Source organism: Arsukibacterium sp. (genome assembly GCF_033721375.1).
Classification (GTDB): Bacteria; Pseudomonadota; Gammaproteobacteria; order Enterobacterales; family Alteromonadaceae; genus Alishewanella.
In genome coordinates this window covers 339,069-364,977 of record NZ_JAWWAP010000004.1, presented here as the reverse complement: position 1 = coordinate 364,977, position 25,909 = coordinate 339,069, and the positions used below count along the sequence as shown (strand labels likewise).

22 protein-coding genes are annotated in these 25,909 nt (G+C 49.8%); 10 read left to right on the top strand and 12 right to left on the bottom strand.

Annotated elements, in window-relative coordinates:
- Nucleotides 1-271 precede the first annotated feature (271 nt).
- The 5 genes from R3187_RS08555 to R3187_RS08535 all read right to left on the bottom strand — a co-directional run bounded on the left by R3187_RS08555 (nucleotide 272) and on the right by R3187_RS08535 (nucleotide 5,708).
- Nucleotides 272-1,273: a DNA-processing protein DprA gene (locus R3187_RS08555; RefSeq protein ID WP_318966321.1), complete on the bottom strand. Its 1,002-nt coding sequence runs from the start codon at nucleotides 1,271-1,273 to the stop codon at nucleotides 272-274.
- Between the two features lie 11 nt (nucleotides 1,274-1,284).
- The gene (locus R3187_RS08550; protein ID WP_318966320.1) at nucleotides 1,285-3,405 is read right to left on the bottom strand and encodes a RecQ family ATP-dependent DNA helicase; all 2,121 of its coding nucleotides are present in this window, start codon (nucleotides 3,403-3,405) and stop codon (nucleotides 1,285-1,287) included.
- Nucleotides 3,406-3,708: 303 nt separating this feature from the next.
- Nucleotides 3,709-4,449: a DUF4145 domain-containing protein gene (locus R3187_RS08545; protein ID WP_318966319.1), complete on the bottom strand. Its 741-nt coding sequence runs from the start codon at nucleotides 4,447-4,449 to the stop codon at nucleotides 3,709-3,711.
- Between the two features lie 16 nt (nucleotides 4,450-4,465).
- Nucleotides 4,466-5,032, bottom strand: coding sequence for a hypothetical protein (locus R3187_RS08540; RefSeq protein ID WP_318966318.1), 567 nt, complete (start codon nucleotides 5,030-5,032; stop codon nucleotides 4,466-4,468).
- A gap of 100 nt (nucleotides 5,033-5,132) precedes the next feature.
- Nucleotides 5,133-5,708: a hypothetical protein gene (locus R3187_RS08535; protein WP_318966317.1), complete on the bottom strand. Its 576-nt coding sequence runs from the start codon at nucleotides 5,706-5,708 to the stop codon at nucleotides 5,133-5,135.
- A 434-nt stretch (nucleotides 5,709-6,142) separates the two neighbouring features.
- Between R3187_RS08535 and R3187_RS08530 the strand changes: the two genes are divergently transcribed.
- A complete protein-coding gene (locus R3187_RS08530; RefSeq protein ID WP_318966316.1) occupies nucleotides 6,143-7,276 on the top strand; it encodes an HNH endonuclease in 1,134 nt (377 codons plus the stop codon).
- Nucleotides 7,277-7,365: 89 nt separating this feature from the next.
- Nucleotides 7,366-8,010, top strand: coding sequence for a class I SAM-dependent methyltransferase (locus tag R3187_RS08525; RefSeq protein ID WP_318966315.1), 645 nt, complete (start codon nucleotides 7,366-7,368; stop codon nucleotides 8,008-8,010).
- Between the two features lie 26 nt (nucleotides 8,011-8,036).
- Here the strand turns inward: R3187_RS08525 and R3187_RS08520 are convergent, their stop codons facing one another.
- A complete protein-coding gene (locus tag R3187_RS08520; protein WP_318966314.1) occupies nucleotides 8,037-8,561 on the bottom strand; it encodes a hypothetical protein in 525 nt (174 codons plus the stop codon).
- Between the two features lie 179 nt (nucleotides 8,562-8,740).
- On the opposite strand from R3187_RS08520, the gene R3187_RS08515 reads away from it, so the two are divergent.
- The 3 genes from R3187_RS08515 (at nucleotide 8,741) to R3187_RS08505 (ending at nucleotide 11,749) form a co-directional block, all read left to right on the top strand.
- Nucleotides 8,741-9,358, top strand: a complete 618-nt coding sequence (locus R3187_RS08515; protein WP_318966313.1) for a DUF642 domain-containing protein — start codon at nucleotides 8,741-8,743, stop codon at nucleotides 9,356-9,358.
- Between the two features lie 275 nt (nucleotides 9,359-9,633).
- The gene (locus R3187_RS08510; protein ID WP_318966312.1) at nucleotides 9,634-9,783 is read left to right on the top strand and encodes an entericidin A/B family lipoprotein; all 150 of its coding nucleotides are present in this window, start codon (nucleotides 9,634-9,636) and stop codon (nucleotides 9,781-9,783) included.
- Nucleotides 9,784-9,973: 190 nt separating this feature from the next.
- On the top strand, nucleotides 9,974-11,749 hold the full coding sequence (locus R3187_RS08505; protein WP_318966310.1) for a bifunctional diguanylate cyclase/phosphodiesterase: 1,776 nt from the start codon (nucleotides 9,974-9,976) through the stop codon (nucleotides 11,747-11,749).
- Nucleotides 11,750-11,752: 3 nt separating this feature from the next.
- Here the strand turns inward: R3187_RS08505 and R3187_RS08500 are convergent, their stop codons facing one another.
- The 6 genes from R3187_RS08500 to R3187_RS08475 all read right to left on the bottom strand — a co-directional run bounded on the left by R3187_RS08500 (nucleotide 11,753) and on the right by R3187_RS08475 (nucleotide 16,768).
- Complete coding sequence (locus tag R3187_RS08500) at nucleotides 11,753-12,136, bottom strand: hypothetical protein (RefSeq protein ID WP_318966309.1); 384 nt, start codon at nucleotides 12,134-12,136, stop codon at nucleotides 11,753-11,755.
- Between the two features lie 24 nt (nucleotides 12,137-12,160).
- The gene (locus tag R3187_RS08495) at nucleotides 12,161-12,634 is read right to left on the bottom strand and encodes a hypothetical protein (protein ID WP_318966308.1); all 474 of its coding nucleotides are present in this window, start codon (nucleotides 12,632-12,634) and stop codon (nucleotides 12,161-12,163) included.
- Nucleotides 12,635-12,642: 8 nt separating this feature from the next.
- The gene (locus tag R3187_RS08490) at nucleotides 12,643-13,998 is read right to left on the bottom strand and encodes a hypothetical protein (RefSeq protein ID WP_318966306.1); all 1,356 of its coding nucleotides are present in this window, start codon (nucleotides 13,996-13,998) and stop codon (nucleotides 12,643-12,645) included.
- Between the two features lie 149 nt (nucleotides 13,999-14,147).
- The gene (locus R3187_RS08485; protein WP_318966305.1) at nucleotides 14,148-15,212 is read right to left on the bottom strand and encodes a DUF3083 family protein; all 1,065 of its coding nucleotides are present in this window, start codon (nucleotides 15,210-15,212) and stop codon (nucleotides 14,148-14,150) included.
- 140 nt (nucleotides 15,213-15,352) lie between these two features.
- Nucleotides 15,353-15,841 carry a TspO/MBR family protein gene (locus R3187_RS08480; RefSeq protein WP_318966304.1) on the bottom strand — a complete coding sequence of 163 codons (489 nt, stop codon included), beginning with the start codon at nucleotides 15,839-15,841 and terminating at the stop codon, nucleotides 15,353-15,355.
- An 84-nt stretch (nucleotides 15,842-15,925) separates the two neighbouring features.
- The gene (locus tag R3187_RS08475) at nucleotides 15,926-16,768 is read right to left on the bottom strand and encodes a LysR family transcriptional regulator (protein WP_318966303.1); all 843 of its coding nucleotides are present in this window, start codon (nucleotides 16,766-16,768) and stop codon (nucleotides 15,926-15,928) included.
- A gap of 116 nt (nucleotides 16,769-16,884) precedes the next feature.
- Between R3187_RS08475 and R3187_RS08470 the strand changes: the two genes are divergently transcribed.
- The 5 genes from R3187_RS08470 (at nucleotide 16,885) to R3187_RS08450 (ending at nucleotide 25,870) form a co-directional block, all read left to right on the top strand.
- Complete coding sequence (locus R3187_RS08470) at nucleotides 16,885-18,060, top strand: acyl-CoA dehydrogenase (RefSeq protein WP_318966302.1); 1,176 nt, start codon at nucleotides 16,885-16,887, stop codon at nucleotides 18,058-18,060.
- A 1-nt stretch (nucleotide 18,061) separates the two neighbouring features.
- Nucleotides 18,062-20,329: a dehydrogenase E1 component subunit alpha/beta gene (locus R3187_RS08465; protein WP_318966301.1), complete on the top strand. Its 2,268-nt coding sequence runs from the start codon at nucleotides 18,062-18,064 to the stop codon at nucleotides 20,327-20,329.
- The gene (locus tag R3187_RS08460) at nucleotides 20,326-21,363 is read left to right on the top strand and encodes a malonyl CoA-ACP transacylase (protein WP_318966300.1); all 1,038 of its coding nucleotides are present in this window, start codon (nucleotides 20,326-20,328) and stop codon (nucleotides 21,361-21,363) included. Before R3187_RS08465 ends, R3187_RS08460 begins: the two co-directional genes overlap by 4 nt.
- Nucleotides 21,364-21,598: 235 nt before the next feature.
- Nucleotides 21,599-22,762, top strand: a complete 1,164-nt coding sequence (locus tag R3187_RS08455) for an efflux RND transporter periplasmic adaptor subunit (RefSeq protein ID WP_318966299.1) — start codon at nucleotides 21,599-21,601, stop codon at nucleotides 22,760-22,762.
- A 3-nt stretch (nucleotides 22,763-22,765) separates the two neighbouring features.
- The gene (locus R3187_RS08450) at nucleotides 22,766-25,870 is read left to right on the top strand and encodes an efflux RND transporter permease subunit (RefSeq protein WP_318966298.1); all 3,105 of its coding nucleotides are present in this window, start codon (nucleotides 22,766-22,768) and stop codon (nucleotides 25,868-25,870) included.
- Nucleotides 25,871-25,909 lie beyond the last annotated feature (39 nt).

Here is a 25,909-nt window from a genome sequence, read left to right as displayed (position 1 = left end):
CAGCACACTTTGTTCTAATTCGTATGCTATTAATTTTAGTAAAGTGGCAGCTAACCGCCTGGCTTTATCAAGAATGATTGATCATATAAATCTGGTGCTTAGACCAAAAGGTGATCAGCAGTTTTCACACAGCCTGAGCGACAAGCGGACGTTAACGCCGCAATAAAAGGCGAGCATTAGCGAGTCCAGCCCACAGCTTTTGGCGGGCGATTTTTAATTGCTTTGTTATGTGAGAATCTACGCATCTTTAGCTAAGCTGGTTGTATCTTAATTATTCAAATAAATTTAAGCTATTGGGTGGAGGATTATTTGACTTGAGTGCCTGTACTTCACTAAGAGCTTCAGCTAGCCATGCCTCTGAGGTTTTCTGTAACTCAAACGGATGAGCACCATGAGCTAATAGTGCAATGTTACCACTGGCGTTAGATCGGCGATTTACAAACAAAGGAACCCAGTTATTTTCATTGTTTTCTTTAGCGCCAGCCCAAGTACCGCCTTTACCTTCATCAGCTCTGACGACTAGGGCAGAGCTTGCAGTAGTATAAATGTACTTATTACGAGCCATTGCATTCCCAACACTGAAGCCTGCTTCAGGATAAAAACTTGAGATTAAAACCAGTTTTTCACTTTGAAGGTATTTGCGCCATTTACTTGCTGTGGCCGCCTTTAAAAGGCTATCTGCCATGATACCAATAGCTGTGCCACCCGCTCTAAGTGAGGCCAGCATGGCTGTTTCATCTACGCCTTGTGCTGCACCGGATACTATATTGATATTCTCTTTCGCTGCTTGTATTGCGATGTTTTGAGTAAACTCTTCGTCAATCTCATCAATATCTCGCGAGCCGATAACGGCTAAGCCACCATGCTGAAGTAATCCTTTATTACCCACACCAAAGAATACCGGCGGTGAAATATGCCGAAGTTGCTTTTTAAGTAGCTGTGGGTACTCGCTGTCTTGTCTGGTAATGACCCAAACACCTGCACGCTGCCACTTTTCTAGAGCTAATCCCATAGCAGCTTTACGACGTAATATCTCCGATAGGCGATCAGCCGTAATTTTACCTTTAGGATCTTTCCATTTAGACAGCACCTCATCAAATTGATGAAACAACGAACTAGGCGTGTAATTAAATTCATGTAGCCAGCGAGCAAAACGGCCATACTCGATTGCCGTCAATGGCCGAGCCTCATCTTTTCTGGGTTTGCTAAAAAAGGTTGATAGCAGTAGAACCGCTTGTGTATTTTCGTTATATAGGTTGTTTTGAGTATTCAATTTATCACTCTTTAATTCGATTTCGTTGACATAACAGCCATAGGAAATACTGGGCCACATGCTTCACGTCTCAACAATGCCGCAATTACCGCAAATGTCCAACCTGAATCTGACGCATCATCAATTAGTAATACCGCCTCGCCTTCACGTACATTTTGTACTGCAAAAGCTCCATCGAGGTTTTTACAACGGAAATCACTATTTTCCATCCGTTTTTGCGGTGCTGTTTCGTCTACTTTTATTACTGCTTCAACGCATTCTAATCCAAGCTTTTGTGCTATTAACTCAGCAAAGTCCTTGACTAACTTAGGATAGTTTTTTGATGGCACATAAGTCACCCATGTCGGCATAGGAACCGGCTGCCAACGATTGTTTATCATTGCAACACAGGCATCTGCTAATTTAGGATCAAAAGCATGTGCTCGTTTTCCAGCAGCGGCTATTTCTCCCCAGCCAGCTTCTCCCCAATGACATAATGCAGCACCTGGTTCATGGGCTAAGTCACCTAGACGAAATGGAAAATCATATACTGGGAATCTGGCCGCAGCTTGTGCGTAGCCATTACCAAATTGTTTTTTGGGCGGTATATCAATCATGGTATTGCCCAAGAACTCTACTGCTTGCTGGCCTAGTTCTTTTGGGTATGCCACATCAAATGCACTATCAGGATCACAGTTAGCACATTTTCCGCAAGGTGCTGTAAGAGAATCATCAAGTGCGGTGGCTAACACTTGCATAAGACACTGATCACTTCTTAGGTACGATTGAATTTCTTCCCACTCGCCAGTTTTCCTATTAGATAATCGTTGAATCATTTCTGTCGGTAAGGAGTAGTGATTAATCGTGCGCTTGTATAAAGAGCCTTCCTTAACTATCGGTGTTGGGTATTCAGCTAGTAGAAACTTGAGCGCAGCCTCTATTTTCATAGGTGCAAAGTTGAGCTGTGCTTCCAAATCAGTTTTTCTAAGCCCGTCACAACTGTCTTCTTCTAGTAGAGCGAGTAAATCACGAACTAACTCTTCTTTAGGAAACGCCTCCCTAATAAAATAGTTTTGGATTTCTTCGTCTTCATCACCGGAAAGCAGTACACCATAAGCATCATTAATACTTCGGCCCGCACGGCCTACTTGTTGGTAATAACTAACCACTGATCCCGCACTTTGATAGTGAATGACGAAGGTCAAATTACCTTTATCAAATCCCATCCCCAGAGCTGAGGTACTAACTAAAACTTTTATTTCGTCATTTAGTAATTGTTGCTCTAATTGCTCACGTTTTAACGTATTCTCTTCTTTAGTAAGCCCTGGAATTGAGCCTGCATAACCTTCTGCAGCTATACCGCAACTTCGGAGCCAAGCCGCAACAAGGAAGGCGTCATTGATAGTTGTAGCGTAAACGATGCCCGTACCATTAATTTGTGGAATTGTATGGGCAAGCCAAGCCAAACGCTTTGAACGTTTATCTAGATGTATATTTTGAAGATGAATTGATTCTCGTGTTAATTTCCCACGCAACAAATACACCTGTTGACCTTCAATATGTAGTTGCTCAACAACATCTGTAACAACTCGCTTTGTAGCTGTTGCGGTTGTTGCTAATACTGGTGTATCAGCAATGTTCCCAAGTACTCTTGAGATACGTCGATAGTCAGGCCTAAAATCATGCCCCCAGTCTGAAATACAATGCGCTTCATCTATAACAAAGAATCCAGGGTTAGATGGTATTAATACATTATCAATAAACTCTTGGTTAGCCAGTTGTTCGGGCGCAATAATTAATGCATCTAAATTGCCGGCTAAAAATCGACCTTTGTTAACATCATTTTGCTCTCGACTTTGAGAAGAATTAACTGTTCCGAGCGCTACTCCATATTTGGCGGCAGATTCAATTTGGTTGCGCATTAAGGCCAATAAAGGGGAAATAATGATTGTTGGACCATGGCCTTGCTCGCGTAACATCTTAGTTGATATAAAGTAAACCGAGCTTTTACCCCAGCCAGTTCTTTGGACACAAATTAAACGAGCGCGTTGATTTACTATTGCATCAACAGATTCCCACTGATGTTCATGAAAGTCAGTGAGTGGGCTGCCAACACCCTCCCTTAATAATTCCAACGCTCTCTGCTTACTCATGTGCAATCCTTTCTCAATTTTTAATTATTTAATGCCTATGAAAAAACTTAAACTATTTGCAATTGGGCGTTATGTCTGGTCATCCCAATGGTCACCTTCAAGAAGAACCTCAATGGTTTCTTTATTTTTTCCAGGGTAAACCCCATTTTCTTGAAGAAGCACCAATAATGGCTCGACAGATATAGCTGAGGAACAACCGAGTTCTTCTGACTGGTTGTTTACCACCAAGGATTCTGACAGACTGGCCGCTAACGCGGCCAGAAGAGCGGTTTGACCTATTGACTCCGAGAAGGCTCATATGTGTTAGGCTTTGTTTTGAACAAGGCCTGCGGCATACAGTAGCTCTTCAATAACCGCTCTATAGCAAAGCCTAATTGGTCTAATATCATCCCGACGACAATTGTATTTTACTCTGTGTGCCGACAAATTCCCAAGCTCTCTGAACTCATCAATATCTTTTTTTACGTCTGATGATAATTGAATTTCTGGCTTTGACTTCGCTTTATTAATTAATGTCTTTAGGTTTTGATAGCTTCCGTCTTCATCCTTAATTTGCTCTTGAATACGTTTTGCTTCGAAACAATGAATAAGCAATATCTCTAAAAGCCTTCTCATCATTAGCGCACATGCGTCAAACATATTGTTTTCATATGATGCATTTATTTGCTGCGCAACCCTGAGCAAATAAACTCGCTTTGCCTCTTTAAACAAAATCTCTGGAAGTAATGAGTCATCTGAAATTATTTCTTCACTTTCAGATAGATTCGGGTACTCCTTACGCAGAGCTTCGATTTTTTTTACAGATAAGCGAAAAAGATCTTTTCCAGTTCCTTTGACAAAATCTTTAGATTGGATGATTTTTGTTTTGAGCCTAGCCGAGTTCGGCTTGGCAAACCCAAGTCCAACTAGCATTGAACACATATCTGGAACTGAAAACTCAGTCTGTTCTTTATTTTCTAAAAAATAGAATGCAAGTAACCCTACTTTATCTAGTTCTGTTTTTGTCGTTAGGCTAGCTATGTTTGCGAAATGATCGATCTTCATTTCTACCCCGCTTTAATTAGCTAGACTTTTCCATGTCATGCGTTAAATGATTAAATCCTGCAACAGGAACTTTAATATCTTCTAGGTCATCAATATCAACCCAACCTTTCTCTTTAGATGTGTCCCGAAGGCTTTGCTCTAATGCTTTAGGAATTTTATGACCAACATTTTTGTAGCAAGTAAATATATGATCAAGAGTTACCTTTTCCACCTCCAAAATTTCTTTCAAGTAATGTACAAATATTAAGTTTCTCTCATAGTTGGTTTTGTGCTGATAACCAGAAAAAAAATTCTTTAATGAAGGGCTATCTCCAGAGCCTGACAAGTCTAGATTTTTTAGAAACTCTGGAGCTTTCTTTGATTTTTGTTTTGAAGCAGAGGTTCCATTGGATGTAGGTTTACTAGTCTTGGTAGTTTTTGGCTGTGATTTTTCAGGTTCAGGAGTAGCATGCTCCACTTTAGGGGAAGCACTTTTTTCAACTAATCTATTCTTAAAATCTTCGTAGATTATTTTTACAAAGTCCTCACTCCCTTCAACCTCTAGCAACCCCAAAGAAATATCGATTTTAAGTTTAGTGCTCACTGACAATTCCTCTTTCATATTTAAAGTACTGAATCATGGGTAACTCGGTAGCCTAACGCCGCCATCACGCGCTTGTCGCGTGCATGGCTTTGTTAAGAACTTACTTCCAGTAGATAAATGAGCCAATATCTGAAAGCCCCATTAATTTCTTCATTTCCTGCTCAGCCAAATATCTCATTCCTTTATGATCGCCTTTGTCGTCGGTAAATGACGAAAGACGATAGGCATCTCTAAAGTAGAAAAAAGCCTCGATCTCATTGTTTGAGGCAGCTAATTTTTTTCCGATGTTAAAATATGACTGATTTCTATAGTCCTTTAGTTCATTTGATAGCTTTACATATGCATCGTGAAATGGGGCGACTTTTTCTTGGACAAAGTCATATCTATAATTATCGCGATAGTACGTAGCGTAATCATCAAGAATAAAACCAACGTAATTAGCAGCTTTATTAGACTGCTCAGCTATAGCTTTAAGCTCTGCGATTGATTGGTTCTCGATCGGTTTATCAAGTACAGCTTTCGCTGTTAAGGCAATTTCCTTTGGTTTTGGTATGCTGGTATCTCCCCACTTTTTAATCTGCTCTGCGCGTAGTTTCTCAACATCCTCCATGTCTGAAGCTATTGCTACCACGGGTAAAACCAATAGGAAAGTTAGAGTTAGGGCTACTTTTAACATTTTTATGAATATCTCCATTTATTAGTTGCTTAACACTTATTCGGCGGAAAAATCCGTAATTAAATACGGACTTTTCCGCACTTGTAAATTTAATGTATTTAACACTACATCTCTTCTTTAGAAGTTACAATAACTTATAGGTACAACTGATAATAAGATTCAACAAATACGGATTAATCCGTCTAACAAGCGCTGAGTGCATGGAGATGCGAACAGGATATTTTTACAGTATTTAAAGTCTGGCAAAGGTTAGGAATGTCCGCTATTGGCACTAACCGGCCTTTCCGTTAGTGCAATACTTATCGTAAAACATTAGTGTTTTAACTCTTACACCCGGTAAGTTTAGATAATAGGGAAAATAACTGCTTGGCGACTGAAGTTTAGCCTGGCACACTGAGTAAATTAAAAATGCTCAGCTAATCAGGCGACTATGGATGGCACTGGAATACTATTTAAATAAGTTTCGTGATTTAAATACGTTGCGCCTGCAAGGGCACAATAAGCCACATAAAGTTTGCATGCTGCTGGCGGTGATGGATTTAATTGAGCTGGGTGTAATCAGCCAGAACCGGATTGAATTTAATCAGGTATTGAAGCAGCGCTTTTCGGAGTATTTCCAGCGTTTGCGGGCTGGTGATGACAAAGATTCGCCAGATAACCCTTTTTATCACTTAAAGTCTGAAGGTTTCTGGCATCTGCAGCCAAAGCCAGGGGTTGAACTCAGTGCAATTAAGGGGTTTAGCAAAAGTAAGATTGCTTATGCTTATTTAGATGAAGAGCTGTTCACGTTAATGCAAAGCAGCCTTATTCGCCCGGATCTTAAACTGGCTTTAACCCAGAATCTTACCCGACTACCTGAGCTTTACTTGCGCTGGGTAATTGGCTTGGGCCGCGCTGAGCGCACTGCTAAAAGCTATTTAGGGGCGGTACAGGGCGTGTTAACTGATTTGGCTAAAGCAAACCAGATTACCGATGCAGATTTAACAACTATTGGCTCTTTTCACGAATACCAGCGGGTTACAACACGCTTATATTTAGTGGAAGAGTTTCAGGAAAAAGACCTGCGCGGTAACAAAATGTATAGCAGCGCGCTTAAATCTTACGGCGAGTTTCTGGCTGATCTTGGTCAGGTAGATGTTACAACTGACGTTGATGAAATTCTGCAAAGCGATGAGTTAAGCACAACGGAAAAGTCGGTTTTAGTCAGTGCCAGAGTAGGTCAGGGGCAATTCCGGCAACGCTTGTTTGATCAGTGGCAAGGTTGCGCTGTTACCGGCTATGGAATGCCTGCGATGTTGGTTGCATCGCATATTAAACCCTGGCGCTCTGCCACTAACACTGAGCGGCTGGATCCTGATAATGGCTTGTTATTACTGGCTAATCTGGATAAAGCCTTTGACCGGGGGTTTATCTCATTTGCCGACAACGGCGAAATCCTTATCGCTCCGGTGTTAGAACGTCCAGAAGTGTTAGGTATAAAGCCAGACATGCGGTTAAACCTTCGCTCGCAGAATCTAAAGTATCTGCAATATCATCGCGATTTCAATAAACAGCTTTTAGCGCTCTGACAAAGCGCTACATTGCCTGCGTTATAAATTATTGCTACAACACTAACCAACCATACTAATTAATCACCTCAGGGCTTTAGCCAACCGCAATGAGCAAAACCGTTGATATTTACCACCAGGGCGCAGCATTATTTGCTGCCCAGTACGATGCGCTTAGCTTTGAGCAGGTACATGCATGTTGGCAGCAATTTTGGCCACAAACGGGGCCAGAGCAGCAACTGGTGCTGGATATTGGCGCGGGCAGTGGCCGCGATGCCATGTGGCTGGCGGGGCAGGGTTGTCAGGTTATTGCGGTTGAACCGGCGGAAGATTTGCTGCGGCTAGGCCAGTTAAAAACGGATGCGCAGGCAGCGCCAGAGAACCAACAAAAAATACAGTGGCTGCAGGATAGCCTGCCGGAGCTGAAAGCCTGTTATCAGTTAAACCTGCAATTTAATACCATCTTACTCAGCGCCGTCTGGATGCATGTTTTGCCATCTGAGCGCGAGCGGGCGTTTCGTAAAATTACTAACCTATTGGCACCGGGTGGGCGCTTTGTTTTAAGCCTGCGCTTTGGCGATTTCAGCGATGAGCGCGCTGCATACCCGGTAAGTGTCGATGAAGTAGCTGCGCTGGCGCGCCAGTTTGGTCTGGTGCTGCGCTTTGTCAGTGAGACAACCGCCGATGCCGGTGGCAGGGCGGGGGTGTCGTGGCAAACTCTGGTGCTGGAACTGCCGGATGATGGCAGCAGCTAGTAACGTGCTGGTTTGTTTTAAAAGCCCTACCGCTTCGCCGCTATTTCCGCTAAATCCTCAGCCAGCGATTTCGCTGGTTTTTCTATTATTCTCCCTAGCTCCCGGCCGTTATCCAGCACAATAATGGTGGAGGTATAACGCAGCTGGTGCTGGCTGTGTAGTTGCTCTGGGTGATGTTTTTGCTGGTTTACTGCCTCTAACTGCAGGCTGCTGAGCGTGACGCCGGATTGCTGCAGGAGTTTAAGCAGGCGGGGTACTTCGCGTTCACTGTCGTGACACCAACTGCCGAACAATACCAGCAGCTGTAAGCCCTGCAGCTGTTGCATTTGTTCAAGTGCAGCGCCGGATGGTTGATAGCGGGCATATTCGCTGGCAAATGCCGGGTAGTGCGCCAGTAGTGTGTCAGGGCTGATATTGCCGTAGGCGTCTTGTTGCACCGTGCTGGCCGGCATTGCCGCTGCGGGTTGCGTCAGGGCAAAGCCTGGCGGCGCAGTAGCGATAGTCAGGGTTATAACTGTGGCGGTAACAGCGAAAAAAGCAGAACGGTTCATATTGATACTCAGGGCTGGGCTGATGTGTGGCTTATAGTAGGTATTGGCGGCGTAACATACAAATAATTTAACCGGCTGCAAAAATAACTGTTAACAGATGTTCCTGATTGCTAAAACTACTGGTATGATGTGCTTGTTTAGTAACCACTTAATATAAGTATAATGTTTGAGGGATCAAGATGTCATTCACACCAGTTCGCACTTTATTAGCGGCCGCTGCCTTACTGGGCGCCAGCTTCAGTAGCCATGCCACATTAATCGTTAACGGCGATTTTGAAGAAAACTTTGTTGCCAGTAATGACTGGGCTGCTTTTAGCAGTGACGCTGTTGCCGGTTGGCAGGGTAGCAATATCGAAATATGGAATGCGTTGAATGGCGTTCTTGCTGTCAGCGGTAACAACTTTATTGAGCTGAATGCCCATGGCAGTAATACGGGTGCCTGGTCTATTTTCCAGACCATTGCCACCGAAGTTGGCCGTAAATACGAGCTGAGCTTTTACTACCGTGCCCGCCAGAATAGCAACGAAGTGTTTGACGTGAGTTTTGCCCGGTTAAGCCACACTATAGATAACCATACCAAAGCGGGTTGGAGCTTTTTCAGCAGTATTTTTACCGCAACGTCTGACAGTTCAGTTCTTGGCTTTACGTCAAGAAATACCGGAACTATGGGCAACTTAATTGATAAAGTGCAATTAACAGCAGTGCCTGAGCCAGCTTCTCTGGCCGTATTTGGTGCCGGCTTGCTAGCCTTAGTAGGTGGCCGTCGTTTACGCGGCAACAAAGCTAAAGCCAACTAACAGTTACCCATGAGCTATTAACACGCCAACCTTCGGGTTGGCGTTTTGCATTGTACTGCCAGACAAACCGCTGCGTTGTTGCAACATCTTCCGGCTTAATTGTAATTTCTATCAAAGCAGTCGGCTCTCTGAGTGAAATAGTTATATAAATCAACGTTATATTTTTTGGCGTGTTTTTTGCTGTATCTAAGACAGCTAAGGCAGCTTTAGCCTTTACTGCAGAGGTTTTTCAGCTGCTGTAATTTTTAGCTTTAATAATCAGCAAGGAGAACACCATGGAAAATAGAACCCCCCGTTGGTTAACGTTGGTAATGGTCGCGTTATTCAGTACTGCAGTGGCGTCATGCGCCACTATTGAAGGTGCCGGTGAAGATATTGAAAGCGCCGGTGAAGAAATTCAGGAAGAAGCTGAAGAAAATAACTAACCTTCGCTTGTCGATAATTACTGCTGTATGTAAACGCCAGCCTGCGGGCTGGCGTTTTGTTTATGGGTAAAGGCCAGGGCTTGTCATACGGCTGCAACATTATCGACTTATTCTGGCCAGCTGCAGGGATGGTATAACCGTTATGGCCAGGGTTGGCTAAAGTAGTAGGCTAACTGAAAGAGTAATCAGCTTGGGTTTAAGTGACTATCATCGTGACGAGCTGCGCCATATTCTGGCCAACAAACGCCTGACCCCGTTGTTTCAACCCATTGTAAGGCTGAGCGATGGTAAAAATCTGGGGTTTGAGGCACTGATCCGCGGGCCGTCGAACAGTGCCCTGCACTCGCCGGGCAATTTATTTAAAACCGCCATTAATTATAACCTGCTGGAGCCACTGGAGCTGCTGTGTCGCGAGCTTAGCATTAATGCTTTTGCCAGAGCCAGCGCCGATGGTCTGCTGTTTTTAAATGTAAACCCGCTGCTGCTGCTAACTTCTGATCACCCCTCTGGCCTGACCAAAAAAATGATAGAAGCGGCTGGTCTGGCGCCCGAGCAGATAGTGATTGAGTTATCTGAACAGTTTCAGGTGGAAGACACCCAGCTGTTTATTAATGCCGTTAAGCATTACCGTGAGTTCGGTTTTAAAATAGCGATTGATGATTTAGGCAGTGGTTTTTCCGGCCTGCGGCTCTGGTCAGAATTACGGCCGGATATTGTTAAAATTGACCGTTATTTTATCGACCAGCTGCACCAGGACCCAATTAAAAAGGCCTTTGTTAAAAACATTATTGAAATAGCCAAAGATACCGGCTCCAGCATTATTGCCGAGGGCATTGAAACCAGTGAAGAGCTGCAGATGTGCCGCGAACTGGGCGCCGAATATGGTCAGGGTTATTTGCTGGGCCGGCCACAGGCTGATTTTCAGGACAGCCCAACCGCGCTGGCACCGCTGCTGGCGCAAAGCCCGGTAAAGCTGAATCAGGCGTTGGACCCGGTGATTACCGCCACGCCGGCAGTACCCCATACTACGCCGGCGGCAGAAGTGGCTGAGTTATTTGCCAACGATAAAAGCCTGGCCTGTATTGCTGTGGTTGACGAGCAGCAGCGGCCGGTCGGCGTGGTCAGTCGCAGCGTGCTGAACGAAAAATTCTCCCATACCTTTGGCCGGGCGCTGTATCAACGCAAGTCGGTAAGCTATTGCATGGAAAAAGCGCCGCTGCTGGTGGAAAAAAACATGTCGATTGACGATGTCAGCAGTTTAATCAGCGATGATGCAGATGACGCCGGCCTGCATTTTCTGGTGACTGACAATGGCCGCTACTACGGCCTGGGTTCGGTACGCAAAGTACTGAAGCAAATTAGTGAAAACAAAGTGTTTTTTGCCCGCTATACCAACCCGCTGACCTTATTGCCCGGCAATGTGCCGCTGAATCTGCATATCGACAGCCTGCTGCAGCAGGGCCGCAGTTTTTCAGTGGCCTATATCGATATTGACCACTTTAAACCGTATAACGATATTTATGGTTACAGCAAAGGCGATTTGGTGATTGAACTGCTGGCCAAAATTATTCAGGCAGAAGTGGCCCCGGCTGAGGGCTTTATTTACCATATTGGCGGCGATGATTTTCTGGTGGTGTTTCCGGGCAACGACAATACAGCAATGCTGGCCCAGATCCAGGCGCGCTTTAATGAACGGATCCAATACTATTACAGCGAAGAGCATCTGGCGGCCGGCGGCTGCAGCGCGGTCGACCGGCTGGGCCAGCCGCTGTTCTTTCCGCTTATTTCATTGTCGATTGGGGTAGTGGAGCCCGATCCGCTGCTGTGTGTCAGCCAGCACGACGTGGCCGAGCTGGCCAGCAGTGCCAAGCGCGAAGCCAAAAAAACCAGCGGCCCCAGTATTTTTCACAGTCGCCGCCGCGGCCCGGCGCAGCATATTACCGGCACTGTAAAATCTGCAGGCTGACAGTCAGCTATGCCATTTTTCCAGCAACGCCTGCCGGAGCGTGGCCGATTGCCAGATGGCGACTATATACGCCAGATAATCCTGATCCTGCGCCATAGCCGGATACTCAATACTAAAATTCTGCTTGGCCGGGGCGATAGTAAACCGCCTGGCGTTACTGGCCTTGTTATCTTGCAGGTTTAGCTGCACCCCTGCTGGAAAGGGCCAGATCTGCTTATCAATCTGTAGTATCAGCCGGTGATCTTCGGCGTACAGCGCAATATTATGGCCGGCTACCCTATCGAAAATGCCGCTGTCCAGGCCATCGTCGATATTCGCCGTGATCTGGCCGGTTACCGGGTCGAAATTAACCTGTTTATCGTTATTAAAAGGCATGGTCAGGATCATATTTCAGCTCCTTATTTGTTGCTGCTAGTCAGAGCTTAGCTGCTCCAGCATCGGTAGCAATACTTTTTCGACCCGCTCATCTGTTATCTGAAACTCTTGTGGCCAGGAGGTTAAAATGTGTGAAGGCCGGGATTTATTAATAATTTTAAAACCCGCTTTGCCGAAGGTGCCGGCATTCATGCTTCTACCAATAATAATTTCTTCGCTGTCGAAGGTTGCTATACACTGATGCTGATCTTTAGGTAAACCACCTTCTGACGGCAGTTTCCAAAATCCGTTTAAAATTAGGTCTTTAAGCCAGGCGGTCGCTGCCAGTGGTAATTCAGTTTGATATTCAGTATTTCTGATTTTACCACGCGTTATTTCGTAAATGACGATTAGATCTGTGTTGCTGTAATAACGGACTTCTTTAGTACCTGCTTCATCGAGTAATTCACTTCCCAGCATATTAAACGATGCGATTGCTGATGCATTATTGAGGAGGGGTATTTTTTTCATTGAGTTCATCATTTTCCTGCAAGCCTGATAGCTTTAACTGCTTTTCGAGATTCCAGCACTCGAAGATTTTCTGGTCGGTGTTGTATTTCAAGAACCTCTAGCGCCCCAGGTGTTCCTTTCTTGCTGTATCTTTCAGTTAGGCCGTCTCCGGTGAAAATTTCCCAAGCACCAATTTCAGACAGAATTTTTTGTCGCGCTATGAATTTGTCTTGCTCAACAGGATTTGCAAAATATTCGCTGGCAAATCTTTGCGCTTCTTTGGTTTCAAAAGTATCCCGCCAGTCCTGGCCATTAGCAACCACGTCGCTGTTAAATGCATCCCAGTGCTTGCGGAATTCCGCTGCATATTCAGGTGTCATTACCTGATCAACGAGCCCGGGATCGATATCGCCGGCGAACTCGTCTTTTAATTTTGCTCTCATGTTGGCAAAGGTTGGCACAAAAGTGTCTGAACCGTCGATCTGGTAATCTTCGCCTCGGTCTATGATGTATAAGGTGTATTCTTTGTTCGGATCGTATTTCGTTCCAAAGACATCAGCAATAAGCGCAGGGTCTGAATCGGCTCGTTCCAGCATATCAAAAGTGGACATCCATAACGGGTGACGCCCTGAATCCCGCATATGACCAATAGGTTGATCCACTGACACAGCTGACGGACTGAACCTGACAAGAAAGCGATCATTGGGCAGCGTGCCGGCTGCTGCCATGGCCCGCAGCTCTGCATCTGAGTATTTAGGTACATAGCCGTTGCTTGCTAAGTCATCAGCCGCTTTTTGCAGTAATGCTTCACAATCTGCCAGGCATTTTGGCGGGCTTGCAGGTTTTGAAGCTGAATTGCTGGCCACCTCATGGCCCGCTGTTTTGGCGGCTACCGGCGACGTTGTAGTGGTACCACCCCCTCTGGCTTTGCTGGCCGTGCTGCGGGTAGCTGAGCTGGTGCTGCTGGCTTTGGCTGCAGCGCTACTGCCGGCCGCGGTGTAGGTATTGCCGCCGATGGGCTCGGGTGGGGAGACCCAGCCATCGGTAAGCTGCCATGCCCGCAGTTCGTCCTGCTGAAATAACTGCAACAGCTCGGTAATTAACTGTTGGTTGTCGATAGCCGATAAATCGTTGGCCCAGGGTTTGGCGTAGCGGTATAAGTCGCGCAGAATGCTGTCGCGCTGCCAGGCGGGCTCGATGTCCTGCAGAAAATAGCGGCCATACACTGTATCGTTAATGGCGCTGACGGCCGGGGTGCTGGCCATATCGGTATAACTGAGCCGGTTTTTACTGACAAAATAGATCTCGCCCCATTTGCCGTTAAACAGCTGGCCATCGAACAACAGTGGTTTTAAATCCGCGGGGATTTCCGTTTCCGTGATCATTGCCGCATCCGTTACCGTAAGTATTAACGTTTAATTAATTATTGGTAGCATTTTGTTTTCTTAACGGCAGCTTGTCAATGCCAGAGAGGCGGTTTAACCAGGATAAAAAAAGGCCGGCAAGTTGCCGGCCTTCAGATTGCAGGCCATTGTCAGCCGTTGTAACTGATATGCTGATGAAAACGGATGGTTAAATCCTGCTTTTCCGGATTAACCGCCAGCTTGTCGGCAAAGCTGCGCAGCGCCGCTTCTACCTGGTTCATAAACCGGCCATAGCCGGTTTCGGTCATATCGTCATTGCCGGCGACAATTAAAATATGCACCGCTTCCACCAGATTATCACCCTGCCAGTCACTGATAAACTGGGCGGCGTTATTGGCCGGGTCAAAGCCGAGTAACTGCAGCTCGCTGGTGGTTTGGGGTTGATCAAACTTACTGTTGCGGACCAGCGGGGTTAAGCCATTGCCAATAATGGCTACCCGGTTTAACTCTTTAGCCTGAATGGCACTTTTCAGCTGCTGCTCCAGTTGCAAATACAGCGGGCTGTAATCCTGACTGTCGTTGCCGACATACTGTTGTTTCAGGGTGCGGCTCAGTGGCAGGGTCAGGTGGGCATAGGTTAAAGCACTGTGCTCGGGCAGGTTAAGCTTACGGGTAGCATAACGGCCGGCAATAGCCCGCAGTTTATAGCCGTAACTTTCGCGATCACCTTTATTTTTTGCCAGTAAGTCGTAAGACAAATGCTGGTGGTCGCGGATTTTAATTTTCAGGTTCTGCTCTGGCAATTGGGGCTGCAGTTGTTGCAGCAGCTGCAATACCCGCTGATGAAAATCTGCAGCATTAGCCCGGATATCGCTGCCGGTGGCCAGAAATAGCAGCTGAATTTTCCGCGCCTGATAGCCCGGCTTGCTGAACAGGTTCTGCGCTTCGTGGTATTGCGGGTTATAGAAAAAGATAATTTGTTCAGCAGTCTGAAATACATGAGCTTCAGTGTGAAAACGCACAACCGGCAGTTTATCGGTGGCAATTAAATGCACGTTATGTAAATTCAGGCTGTCGGCCAGGCTGAACAGCTGCTGGCTTAGTTGCTGGTAGCATAGCTGCTCGCTGCCATAATGCTGGTAAAGCTCTGGTGTGGCCTTAATTTCAGCCATAATATACTGGTTCGATTTGGCGCTGGCCGGAAGATAAACTTTATGTTGCGTGCTGATTGGCATGAGAACTCCTGTGTTGTCTGCTGCGCATCCATTGTACTCTGTTGTGCGCTTTTTCGCCGCAGCTGAGCGGGTAATTAGCCGGTTATTCTGCTGATTTTTTGCCGCAGATCAATCCCCGTCGCCACGTCAGCCAGCCGGCACTATAACATGCCGGGATTAAGCTGCCAGATGCTGTAATTCAGCACCGCGGCAAAACTGACCCACAGAATATAAGGTACCAGCAGCAAGCCGGCCAGCTTTTGCTGGCGCCAGAAACTCAGGGCGGTGACAATAATCAGCGGCAACAGCAGCATAATATTGGCAAACGCCAGGGCTCCCTGGTACCAGGCAAAAAACAGCCAGCTCCATAAAGCGTTCACTGCCAGCTGGCTGAAGTACAGCCAAAGCGCGGTCTGGTAGCGCTTACCGTTACGCCAGACCAGCCAGGCGGCCACCGCCATCAGCGTGTAAAGCAGCGTCCATACCGGGCCAAACAGCCAGGCCGGCGGTGCAAAAGCCGGTAATTGTAATTCACGGTAGAAGTCTGGTGCATTCATCGAGCCAAAGGCGCCGATAGCGGCGGCCAGATAAGTCAGGGCCAGTATGGTCAGCAGCATCAACCCCTGGCGTAACACTATTGTCAGATGCATAGTGGTTAAACTCCTTAAATCCATGTTGCCAGATGTACGGCATACAGCCAGTTTAGATCATGCCAGATCCGCCGCCATGCCGAGTTAGTTTTTGCTGGCGGCGTGCTGACAGAGCTGGCGTAGTATCTGTAAGGCGTGGCTGTCCTGGTTGCGGCCGTGGGCCAGTACTAAGCTGCGTTCCAGCTGCAGGCCCTGAATAGGGCGCAGGGCAACATCGCTGCGCTGGCGCAGGCTGTCCAGATCGGGTACCAGGGCGCAGCCGACACCGGCGGAGACCAGACCGAGCGCATACTCGATAGTCTGAATATCGGCGCGGATGTCGGGCCGGATTTCGCGGCGCAGCAGCTCGGGGTAAAAGGCGGCCCAGGCATCACAGGGCAGGCGTTTGATTAACGGTAAGTCGGCGAAGTCTTCCAGGCTGATATGCGGCTGCAGGCTCAGCGGCCAGGCCGGCGGCAGGGCCAGTAAGTAGCGGTCATGCCAGATGGGGTGCAGCACTTCGCCGGTTTTCAGCTGCTGCGGGGTAATGATCCGGGCATCACAGGGCTGGTCCGGCTCGACCAGGTGCAGTTCCAGGCCGGCAACCTGCTGGCTGAATTCGCGCAGCAGCGCACTCATCCGTTCCACCCCCAGCGCTTTAATCAGGCCGAGCCGGAACTGGACCCGGTTAACCGGCGCCCGAAAAGATGCTTTAAGCGATTGCAGCTGGCTGAGTAGTTTGCCGGCTTGCTCGTACAGCCTGTCGCCATCCTCAGTGGCGCTGACGCCCTTGGCTAAGCGGATAAATAATCTGACGCCGAGCTCCAGTTCCAGCTGGCGCAAGGCCGCTGACAGCGAAGGCTGCGCCACACAACACTGGCGGGCGGCGGCGCTGATGCTGCCCTGTTCGTACACGGCGACAAAGTAACTAAGCTGGCGAATATCCATAGGTAAAAACTATACCAGATACAGAATTAATATATTTTAACTTTATATCAGGCCGCAGTAGAGTGAGCAACAGACATACAATAATGTTAGTTATTGACACAGCATGAGGTAGCGATATGGCCCGCCCGGTATTTGATTGGCAAGACCCGTTTCAATTATCCGCAATGTTAAGCGAAGAAGAGCGGATGATCCGCGATACTGCTCATCAGTATTGTCAGCAGAAATTGCAGCCGCGGGTATTGCTGGCGAACCGCAATGAACATTTTCACCGTGAAATTATGACTGAGCTGGGCGAACTGGGCCTGCTGGGCGCCACCTTGCCGGAAAAATATGGCTGTTCGGCAGTGAACTATGTTTGCTATGGCCTGGTGGCACGGGAAGTGGAGCGGGTAGACAGCGGCTATCGCAGTGCGATGAGTGTGCAGTCATCATTGGTGATGCATCCTATTCATGAATATGGCACCGAAGCGCAGCGCCAGAAATATCTGCCGAAACTGGCCACCGGCGAATGGGTAGGTTGTTTTGGTTTAACCGAACCTGATGCCGGCTCTGATCCGGCCGGGATGCGCACCGTGGCGAAGAAAACGGCCAATGGTTATCTGCTGAATGGCAGCAAGATGTGGATCACCAATTCGCCGATTGCTGACGTGTTTGTGGTATGGGCCAAGCTGGACGGTGAAATTCGCGGCTTTGTGCTGGAAAAAGGCATGAAAGGCTTAAGCGCGCCGAAAATTGACGGTAAGTTCTCGCTGCGGGCGTCGATTACCGGCGAAATTGTAATGGATAATGTGGAAGTGCCGGAGGATGCGATTTTTCCGGAAATCCGTGGTTTAAAAGGGCCCTTTGGCTGTCTGAATAAAGCGCGCTATGGCATTGCCTGGGGTGCATTAGGGGCCGCCGAGTTTTGCTGGCATGCAGCGCGCCAGTATACGCTCGACCGCAGCCAGTTTGGCCGGCCGCTGGCACAAACCCAGCTTATTCAGAAAAAGCTGGCTGATATGCAAACCGAAATCAGTATTGGCCTGCTGGGCTGTCTGCAGGCCGGGCGGTTAATGGATGCCGGCCAGCTTGCGCCGGAGACTATCTCACTGATTAAACGTAATTCCTGCGGTAAGGCACTGGATATTGCCCGCCAGTCCCGCGATATGCACGGTGGTAATGGTATTGCTGATGAATACCATGTTATCCGCCATCTGATGAATTTAGAGGCCGTTAATACCTACGAAGGCACCCATGATGTGCATGCGTTGATATTAGGCCGGGCCCAGACCGGTTTGCAGGCATTCAGCTGAGATGGCCGACGCCTTTCATCCGTGGCTGCAGCAGTTTCTGCAGCAGATAGATAGCAGCGCAGTTAGCAACAGCGGTCTGGCACCGGCCAGCAGTTTGCAGCAGGGCCTGAGTGACAGCGAGCTGTATCAGTTATGGCATAGCCAGCTTAGCAGCCGCTTGCTGGATTTGCAGTCGCGGCTGTTGCAGGCCAAAGGCCAGAGCTTTTACACCATTGGCAGCGCGGGCCATGAAGGCAATGCAGCGGTAGCGGCGGCGCTGCGCTTAACCGATCCGGCCTTTTTACATTATCGCAGTGGTGCCTTTTTTATTGAGCGCAGCAAGCAACTACCGGGCAGCACCCCGCTGTACGATATGCTGTTGTCGTTCTGTGCCTCCAGTGACGATCCGATTTCCGGTGGCCGCCATAAGGTGCTGGGCAGCCTGGCGCTGAATATCCCCCCGCAAACCAGTACCATCGCTTCGCAGATACCGAAAGCTGTCGGTACCGCTTTTGCTATCGATTTATCAAAACGGCTGGGCCAGAGCGGCAGCTGGCCGGCAGATGCGATTGTGATGTGCAGTTTTGGCGATGCCTCGGCCAATCATTCCACCGCCCAGGGCGCCATTAACGCCGCCTGCTGGGCGGCTTATCAGCAGGTGCCGCTGCCGATGTTGTTTGTCTGCGAAGATAATGGCCTGGGTATTTCGACCCCTACGCCATATGGCTGGATAGAGCAAAGCCTGGCCGACCGGCCTGAGCTGCGTTATTTTGCCGCCGATGGCCGCGATTTGGCGCAAACTTTCGCCGTAGCCCGCAAAGCCGCTCATTATGTGCGCAGCAAACGGCGGCCAGCACTGCTGCATTTATCTACCGTAAGGTTATTTGGCCATGCCGGTGCCGATACCGAAACCGCCTATCGCAGTAAAAACCTGATTAACGCTGAGCTGGAGCTGGACCCGATACTCGCCAGTACCGCTACCCTGCTGGCACGCGGTATTTTAAGCCGGCCGCAGTTAGTTGAGGCAGTAACTGAACTTGCCAGTCAGATAAGCCGGGTGGCGGCTATCGCCAGCAGCCGGCCCAAATTACAAACCGCTGCACAAGTAATGGCAGCGATAGCGCCACAGCGACCGGCATTGCCGGCACCGCCGGTACCCCCTGCCGCCATTCGCAGTGCCTTATTTGACTTTGATAAACATAACCTGGGTAAACCGCAGCATTTGGCCAAACTGCTGAACTGGACCTTGCATGATTTATTTGCCCAGTACAGTAATGCCGTGCTTTTTGGCGAAGATGTCGCCAAAAAAGGCGGTGTTTACGGCGTATCTCAGCATTTAATTCAGGCCTTTGGTGGTAACCGGGTGATTAACACCTTACTGGATGAGCAAAGTATTCTGGGTATGGCCATTGGCCTGGCCCAGCAGGGCTTGCTGCCGATTGCTGAAATTCAGTTTCTGGCTTATGTCCATAACGCCGAAGATCAAATTCGCGGTGAAGCGGCCACCTTGTCGTTTTTTTCTAATGGTCAGTTTCATAATGGCATGGTGGTACGGATTGCCGGCCTGGCCTATCAGCGCGGCTTTGGTGGCCATTTTCATAATGATAATTCGTTTGCGGTATTTCGCGATATTCCGGGTATTGTGGTGTTGTGCCCGTCTAATGGCGCTGATGCAGCGCTGTTACTGCGCCAGGCGGTGCAGCTGGCGTATGAGCAAAAACGGCTGGTGATTTTTTTAGAGCCAATCGCGCTGTATATGACCCGCGACTTACTGACCCCCGGCGATGGCGGCTGGCTGTGCGATTATCCGCTGCCCGATACGCCACTGCCGGCACTGGGTGAGCCAGCGGTGTTTATTCAGGGCCCTGAGCAGAGCCCTGAGCAGAGCCCTGAGCAGAGCCCGGCAACACCGCCGCAACTGACGATAATCAGTTATGGCAATGGCTATTACTTAAGCCGGCAGGCGGCAGCTGAGCTGGCGCCGGCCGGTTATAGCCTGCGGTTGCTCGATTTACGTACCCTGGTGCCACTTAATATCGAGGCCATTGTTGCGGCACTGGCCGATTGCCAGCAGGTACTGATTGTTGATGAATGCCGCAAACGCGGCTCGCTCAGTGAAGAGTTATTTACCGGCTTACATGAAGCGCGGCCAGGCTTTTATCAGCTAAGCCGGATCACCGCCCATGACAGCTTTATTCCGCTGGGCGCAGCGGCTTATGCGGTATTGCCGTCGAAGCAGCAGATAATCGATAAAGTGCAGCAGTTGCTAAGCGGAGAGCATCCAGCATGAGCCAGAAAAAAACCGCTGTGGTGGTGTGTCCGGGCCGCGGCAGCTATAACCGGCCGGAGCTTGGCTATATAACGCAGCAGCTGGCTAACGACGGGCCGTTTCGCCAGCAGCTAAACGAATTTGATGCGCTGCGCGGTGAGCTGGGTTTGCCAACGGTCACTGAGCTGGATACGGCGGCCAGTTTCAGCAGTGGCCTGCATCTTAAGGCTGAGAACGCTGCCGCGTTAATTTTTGCGGCCGGCCTGGCCGATTTCAGCCAGATCAACCGTGATAAGTACGACATAGTGGCTATTACCGGTAATTCTATGGGCTGGTATACCGCGCTTGGCTGTGCCGGGGTCTGGCAGGGCGGGCAGAGCATGCAACTGGTGACCAGTATGGCGCAGCTAACCGCCGGCGCGGCAGGGGCCCAGTTTATCTACCCGATACTAAACAGCGACTGGCAGCCTGATATTGATAAACAGGCCCGGCTGGCCGAACAGTTATATCTGCATCAGGGCGCGTTGTTTATGTCGATTGCCTATGGCGGTTATGCGGTGCTGGCCGGTACCCAGAGCGCAGTGCAGCAGGCAATGCAGGCACTGCCGCCCTGTGATGAGCGCTTTCCGTTATTACTGCCGGGCCATGCTGCTTTTCACAGCCCGCTAATGCAGCCAGCGGCTGATCAGGCACTGGCAAGCTTTGCCGAAGCCTTATTTGCCACGCCGCAGTTGCCGCTGGTTGATGGTCGCGGCGTGATCTGGCCCCGCCAGTTGTCCCAGGCCGCGGCGTTAAAAGCCTATACCCTGGGCCAGCAGGTATGCGATACCTTTTACTTCAGCCGTGCCGTTCAGGTGGCAGTAAAAGAGTTTGCTCCCGAGCATCTGATCTTGCTGGGGCCGGGAAGTGGTCTGGGCGGTGCCGTGGCGCAAAGTCTGATTGCTATTAACTGGCAGGGGCTGAACAGTAAGCAGGATTTCAGCGCCGCCCAGCAAGCTGATATGCCTTTTGTGCTTAGTATGGGTTTACCAGAGCAGCGCCAGCTCGTTATCTGAAGCGGGCGCTTTTGCCTAATCATTCAGCCACTTAATTTATCAGTTGTTTCACCGACAAAAGCCGGCCATTGAGCGCAATATGGCTTTTTGTGCTTGCTAACATACAAGCGTGTATGTATATTGCCGGGCTAAGCTGGTCTGAGTTTACGGCTGAAATAAACAGGCGTTGGTTTATGAAGCCGGCGCAGCTTTTCCCCAGCAGTTTTCGACAAACTTGGTCAATACAGGACACTTTATGCACTTTTTTAAGCCGTGGGCTAACCCACTGACTTCGCCTGCTGGCATTGCGCTACTGGCTGCTATGTTGTTGCTGGCGGGCTGCAGCGAGCCCGCCGCACCAACGGGACAAGGCGCCGCAGTGCCTGAAGTGGCCGTAGTAACCTTAGCGCCCCGTGCGGTAGAACTGACTACCGATCTGCCCGGGCGCACTACCGATTTTCGCCAGGCTGAGATCCGGCCGCAGGTCAGCGGTATTTTACAGCAACGGCTGTTTACTGAAGGCCAGCAGGTGGCTGCCGGCCAGTTGCTGTATAAAATTGACCCGGCCCCCTATCAGGCAGCGCTGAGCAGTGCCGAAGCTGCGCTGAGCAGTGCCAAAGCGATGCAGCACAATGCCCGCTTAAAAGCAGATCGGATTGACGGTTTGCTTGGTAGTAAGGTGATTAGTCAGCAGGATGCGGATGATGCCAAAGCTGCCCTGCTGCAAGCTGAGGCGGCAGTGGCCAGTGCTGAAGCGGCGCTATTAACTGCACAAATTAATTTAAATTATACCGATATTACTGCGCCTATCGCCGGCCGGATTGGCCGCTCTCTGGTCACTGAAGGCGCGTTACTTACCGCTAATCAGGCACAGGGGCTGGCAACTATCCGCCAGCTTGAGCCGATTTATGTTGATTTAACCCAGTCGGGTATCGAGTTATTAAAGCTGAAGCGGCAACTGCGGGTGGATATGCCGGCAAATGAGAGCGCTGCGCTGAAGGTTGAGTTGCTGCTGGATGACGGTAGCCGCTACGCTGAGCCGGGCCGGTTGCAGTTCTCGGAAGTGAATGTTGACCCAGGTACCGGCATGGTGACCTTGCGCGCGGTATTTCCCAACAGCAACGCTGACTTACTGCCGGGTATGTTTGTCCGCGCCCGGCTTTATCATGGCAGTATTGAGCAGGCGATATTAGTGCCGCAAAAGGCCGTTAGCCGCACCCCGAAAGGCGATGCCACGGTGCTGCTGGTAAACAGTGCTAATCAGGTCGAGCTGCGGCCGGTTACCCTGGGTAAAAGTTATGGTCAGCACTGGCTGGTAACCGAGGGGCTGCAAAGTGGCGAGCGGGTTATTGTCGCTGGTTTACAGAAAGTGCGGCCCGGTGCCACGGTCACCGTCGTCAGCGCGACAGACGGGGAATAAGCCATGGCCAACTTTTTTATCAGCAGGCCGATTTTTGCCTGGGTTATTGCCATTGTCATTATGCTGGCCGGATTACTGGCCATTAAGCAGCTGCCTATAGAGCAATATCCACGAATAGCCCCGCCGGCTATCAGTATCAGTGCCTCGTATCGCGGCGCATCAGCCCAGACCGCAGAATATGCCGTAACTCAGGTGATTGAGCAGGCAATGAATGGCCTGGATAACCTGATGTATATGTCGGCCAACACTGACTCGTCCGGCAATGTCAGCCTGACTCTGACCTTTGAAACCGGCACCGATGCCGATATTGCCCAGGTGCAGGTGCAGAATAAACTGCAGCAGGCCTTGCCGTTACTGCCGCAGGAAGTGCAGCAAAATGGCGTGCGGGTCGCCAAGTCTAATGGCGGCTTTCTGATGGTTATTGGCTTTATCTCAGAAGATGGCAGCCTGGCGCGCGATGATATTGCCGATTTTGTCGTGGCCAATATTAAAGATCCGCTAAGCCGCACCAACGGCGTCGGTAATGTGCAGGTATTTGGCAGCCAGTATGCGATGCGGGTATGGCTCGATGCCGATAAGCTGAATCAGTTTCAGTTAACCCCGGCCGATGTGACGGCAGCAATCCGGGTGCAGAATAATCAGGTAACGGCGGGCCAGTTAGGCGGCGCACCGGCATTGCCCGGCCAGCAGTACAATGCGGCAATTCTGGCGCAGACCCGGCTGACTACTGCCGAAGAGTTCGGCCAGATATTGCTGAAAGTAACCAGCGACGGCGCCACGGTTAAACTGCGTGATGTGGCGCGGGTTGAACTGGGCGGTGAGGATTACTCGATTATTGCCCGCTATAACGGCAAAATGGCCACCGGTTTGGCGATAGAGCTGGCCACCGGCGCCAATGCGCTGGATACCGCAGCCGCCGTAAAAGCCAAACTGGCTGAGCTGGAGCCGTATTTCCCGCGCGGCTTAAGCGCCGTTATTCCTTACGACACCACGCCCTTTGTTGAAGTATCAATAAGCTCAGTGGTACAAACCCTGATTGAAGCCATTATTCTGGTATTTCTGGTGATGTATCTGTTTTTACAGAACTTCCGCGCAACATTAATTCCGACCTTAGCGGTGCCGGTGGTGTTGCTGGGCACCTTTGGCGTGATGGCCGCTTTTGGTTTTACCATTAATACCCTGACCATGTTTGGCATGGTGCTGGCCATCGGTTTGCTGGTCGATGATGCCATTGTCGTGGTTGAGAACGTCGAGCGGGTAATGAGCGAAGAGGGGCTGAGCCCGGTTGAAGCTACCCGCAAATCGATGGGTCAGATCACCGGCGCGCTGGTCGGGATTGGCTTGGTGTTATCGGCAGTGTTTGTGCCAATGGCCTTTTTTGGTGGCGCCACCGGTGCTATTTATCAGCAGTTCTCGATTACCATCGTTACCGCAATGGCGCTGTCGGTGCTGGTCGCGGTTATTTTTACCCCGGCGCTGTGCGCTACTATGCTGAAACCGATTAATGGCAATCATCAGGCGAAGCGCGGTTTTTTCGGCTGGTTTAACCGCGGCTTTGAGCGCAGTAACCAAAGCTATCAGCGCGGTGTCGCAGGCATGCTGGCGCGGCCAAAGCGCTCTATGCTGGTGTATGGCGTTATTGTGCTGGTAATGGCTCTGATGTTTATCCGCCTGCCGACCTCGTTTTTGCCGGAAGAAGATCAGGGCGTATTTTTAAGCATGATCCAGCTGCCAACCGGGGCCAGCCAAGAGCGGACCGAGGCGGTGATGGATAAGGTCGCTGCCCATTATGCCACTGAACAGGCAGTAGAATCGGTTTTTACCGTGTCGGGCTTCAGCTTCGCCGGTCGCGGTCAGAATATGGGGCTGGCGTTTGTCCGGTTAAAAGACTGGGATCAGCGTGGCCCGGCTGACAGTGTCCAGGCGGTAATAGGCCGGGCCTGGGGCTTTTTCGGCACAGTAAAAGAGGCCCAGATTTTTGCTTTTAACCTGCCACCGATTGCCGAGCTTGGCCGGGCAACCGGCTTCTCGTTGTTTTTACAGGATCGCGGTGGTCTGGGCCACGACGCGCTGTTAAATGCCCGTAACCAGTTGCTGGGGATGGCGGCGCAGCAACCCAACCTGCTTGGCGTGCGGCCCAATGGCATGGAAGATGCGGCCCAGCTACAGATTGAAATTGACCAGTTACAGGCCCGGGCGCTTGGGGTATCCCTTAATGATATTAACCAGACCTTAGCGATTGGCTGGGGCTCTACCTATGTTAATGACTTTACTGACCGCGGCCGGGTGAAAAAGGTATTTGTCCAGGCTGAGCCCGAATTCCGGATGACACCGGAAGATATCAGCCGCTGGTATGTGCGTAACAGCAGTGGCGAGATGGTTAGTTTCAGCGCATTTGCCAGCAGTGAATGGGTATACGGGCCGCAGCGGCTGGAGCGTTATAACGGCGTGTCGGCGATGGAAATTCAGGGCGAGCCGGCGCCCGGCACCAGCTCAGGCGATGCGATGGCGACGATGGAGCAGTTAATCAGCCAGTTACCGCCGGGTATCGGTTTTGAGTGGACCGCCACCTCTTATCAGGAAAAACTGTCTGGCTCACAAGCGCCGGCATTATATGCACTGTCAATTCTGGTGGTGTTTTTATGTCTGGCGGCGCTGTACGAAAGCTGGAGCGTACCCTTTGCTGTGATTTTAGTGGTGCCGTTGGGGATTATCGGCGCGTTAACCGCGGCCTATCTGCGCGGTATGGGCAACGATGTCTATTTTCAGGTCGGGCTGTTAACGACGATGGGCCTGGCCTCGAAAAATGCGATTTTAATTGTCGAATTTGCCCGCGAACTGCAAAACCAGGGCAGGGAACTGAGCGCCGCCATTCTGGAAGCGGTGCGATTGCGGCTGCGGCCGATTATCATGACCTCAATGGCGTTTTCGCTTGGGGTACTGCCGCTGGTGATCAGCTCCGGTGCCGGCTCGGCCAGCCGCAATGCCATTGGTACCGGCGTGCTCGGTGGCATGATCTCGGCCACGGTGCTGGCCGTGTTTTTAGTGCCGGTATTTTATCTGGTGGTGATGAAAGTGTTTGCGAAAAAAGTGGCAGCAGCCAGCTAAGTTATGTCTTAAAAGTTAGTACCTTTGCCAGCTGAACCG

Excerpts from the sequence above, each read along its gene's own strand:
- R3187_RS08520 (WP_318966314.1), bottom strand. The coding sequence starts at position 8,561 with ATGAACCGTTCTGCTTTTTTCGCTGTTACCGCCACAGTTATAACCCTG.
- R3187_RS08490 (WP_318966306.1), bottom strand. The coding sequence starts at position 13,998 with ATGATCACGGAAACGGAAATCCCCGCGGATTTAAAACCACTGTTGTTC.
- R3187_RS08450 (WP_318966298.1), top strand. The coding sequence starts at position 22,766 with ATGGCCAACTTTTTTATCAGCAGGCCGATTTTTGCCTGGGTTATTGCC.
- R3187_RS08510 (WP_318966312.1), top strand. The coding sequence starts at position 9,634 with ATGGAAAATAGAACCCCCCGTTGGTTAACGTTGGTAATGGTCGCGTTA.
- R3187_RS08485 (WP_318966305.1), bottom strand. The coding sequence starts at position 15,212 with ATGCCAATCAGCACGCAACATAAAGTTTATCTTCCGGCCAGCGCCAAA.
- R3187_RS08545 (WP_318966319.1), bottom strand. The coding sequence starts at position 4,449 with ATGAAGATCGATCATTTCGCAAACATAGCTAGCCTAACGACAAAAACA.
- R3187_RS08525 (WP_318966315.1), top strand. The coding sequence starts at position 7,366 with ATGAGCAAAACCGTTGATATTTACCACCAGGGCGCAGCATTATTTGCT.
- R3187_RS08480 (WP_318966304.1), bottom strand. The coding sequence starts at position 15,841 with ATGCATCTGACAATAGTGTTACGCCAGGGGTTGATGCTGCTGACCATA.
- R3187_RS08515 (WP_318966313.1), top strand. The coding sequence starts at position 8,741 with ATGTCATTCACACCAGTTCGCACTTTATTAGCGGCCGCTGCCTTACTG.
- R3187_RS08500 (WP_318966309.1), bottom strand. The coding sequence starts at position 12,136 with ATGATCCTGACCATGCCTTTTAATAACGATAAACAGGTTAATTTCGAC.
- R3187_RS08535 (WP_318966317.1), bottom strand. The coding sequence starts at position 5,708 with ATGTTAAAAGTAGCCCTAACTCTAACTTTCCTATTGGTTTTACCCGTG.
- R3187_RS08475 (WP_318966303.1), bottom strand. The coding sequence starts at position 16,768 with ATGGATATTCGCCAGCTTAGTTACTTTGTCGCCGTGTACGAACAGGGC.
- R3187_RS08470 (WP_318966302.1), top strand. The coding sequence starts at position 16,885 with ATGGCCCGCCCGGTATTTGATTGGCAAGACCCGTTTCAATTATCCGCA.
- R3187_RS08460 (WP_318966300.1), top strand. The coding sequence starts at position 20,326 with ATGAGCCAGAAAAAAACCGCTGTGGTGGTGTGTCCGGGCCGCGGCAGC.
- R3187_RS08465 (WP_318966301.1), top strand. The coding sequence starts at position 18,062 with ATGGCCGACGCCTTTCATCCGTGGCTGCAGCAGTTTCTGCAGCAGATA.
- R3187_RS08455 (WP_318966299.1), top strand. The coding sequence starts at position 21,599 with ATGCACTTTTTTAAGCCGTGGGCTAACCCACTGACTTCGCCTGCTGGC.
- R3187_RS08530 (WP_318966316.1), top strand. The coding sequence starts at position 6,143 with ATGGCACTGGAATACTATTTAAATAAGTTTCGTGATTTAAATACGTTG.
- R3187_RS08550 (WP_318966320.1), bottom strand. The coding sequence starts at position 3,405 with ATGAGTAAGCAGAGAGCGTTGGAATTATTAAGGGAGGGTGTTGGCAGC.
- R3187_RS08495 (WP_318966308.1), bottom strand. The coding sequence starts at position 12,634 with ATGAAAAAAATACCCCTCCTCAATAATGCATCAGCAATCGCATCGTTT.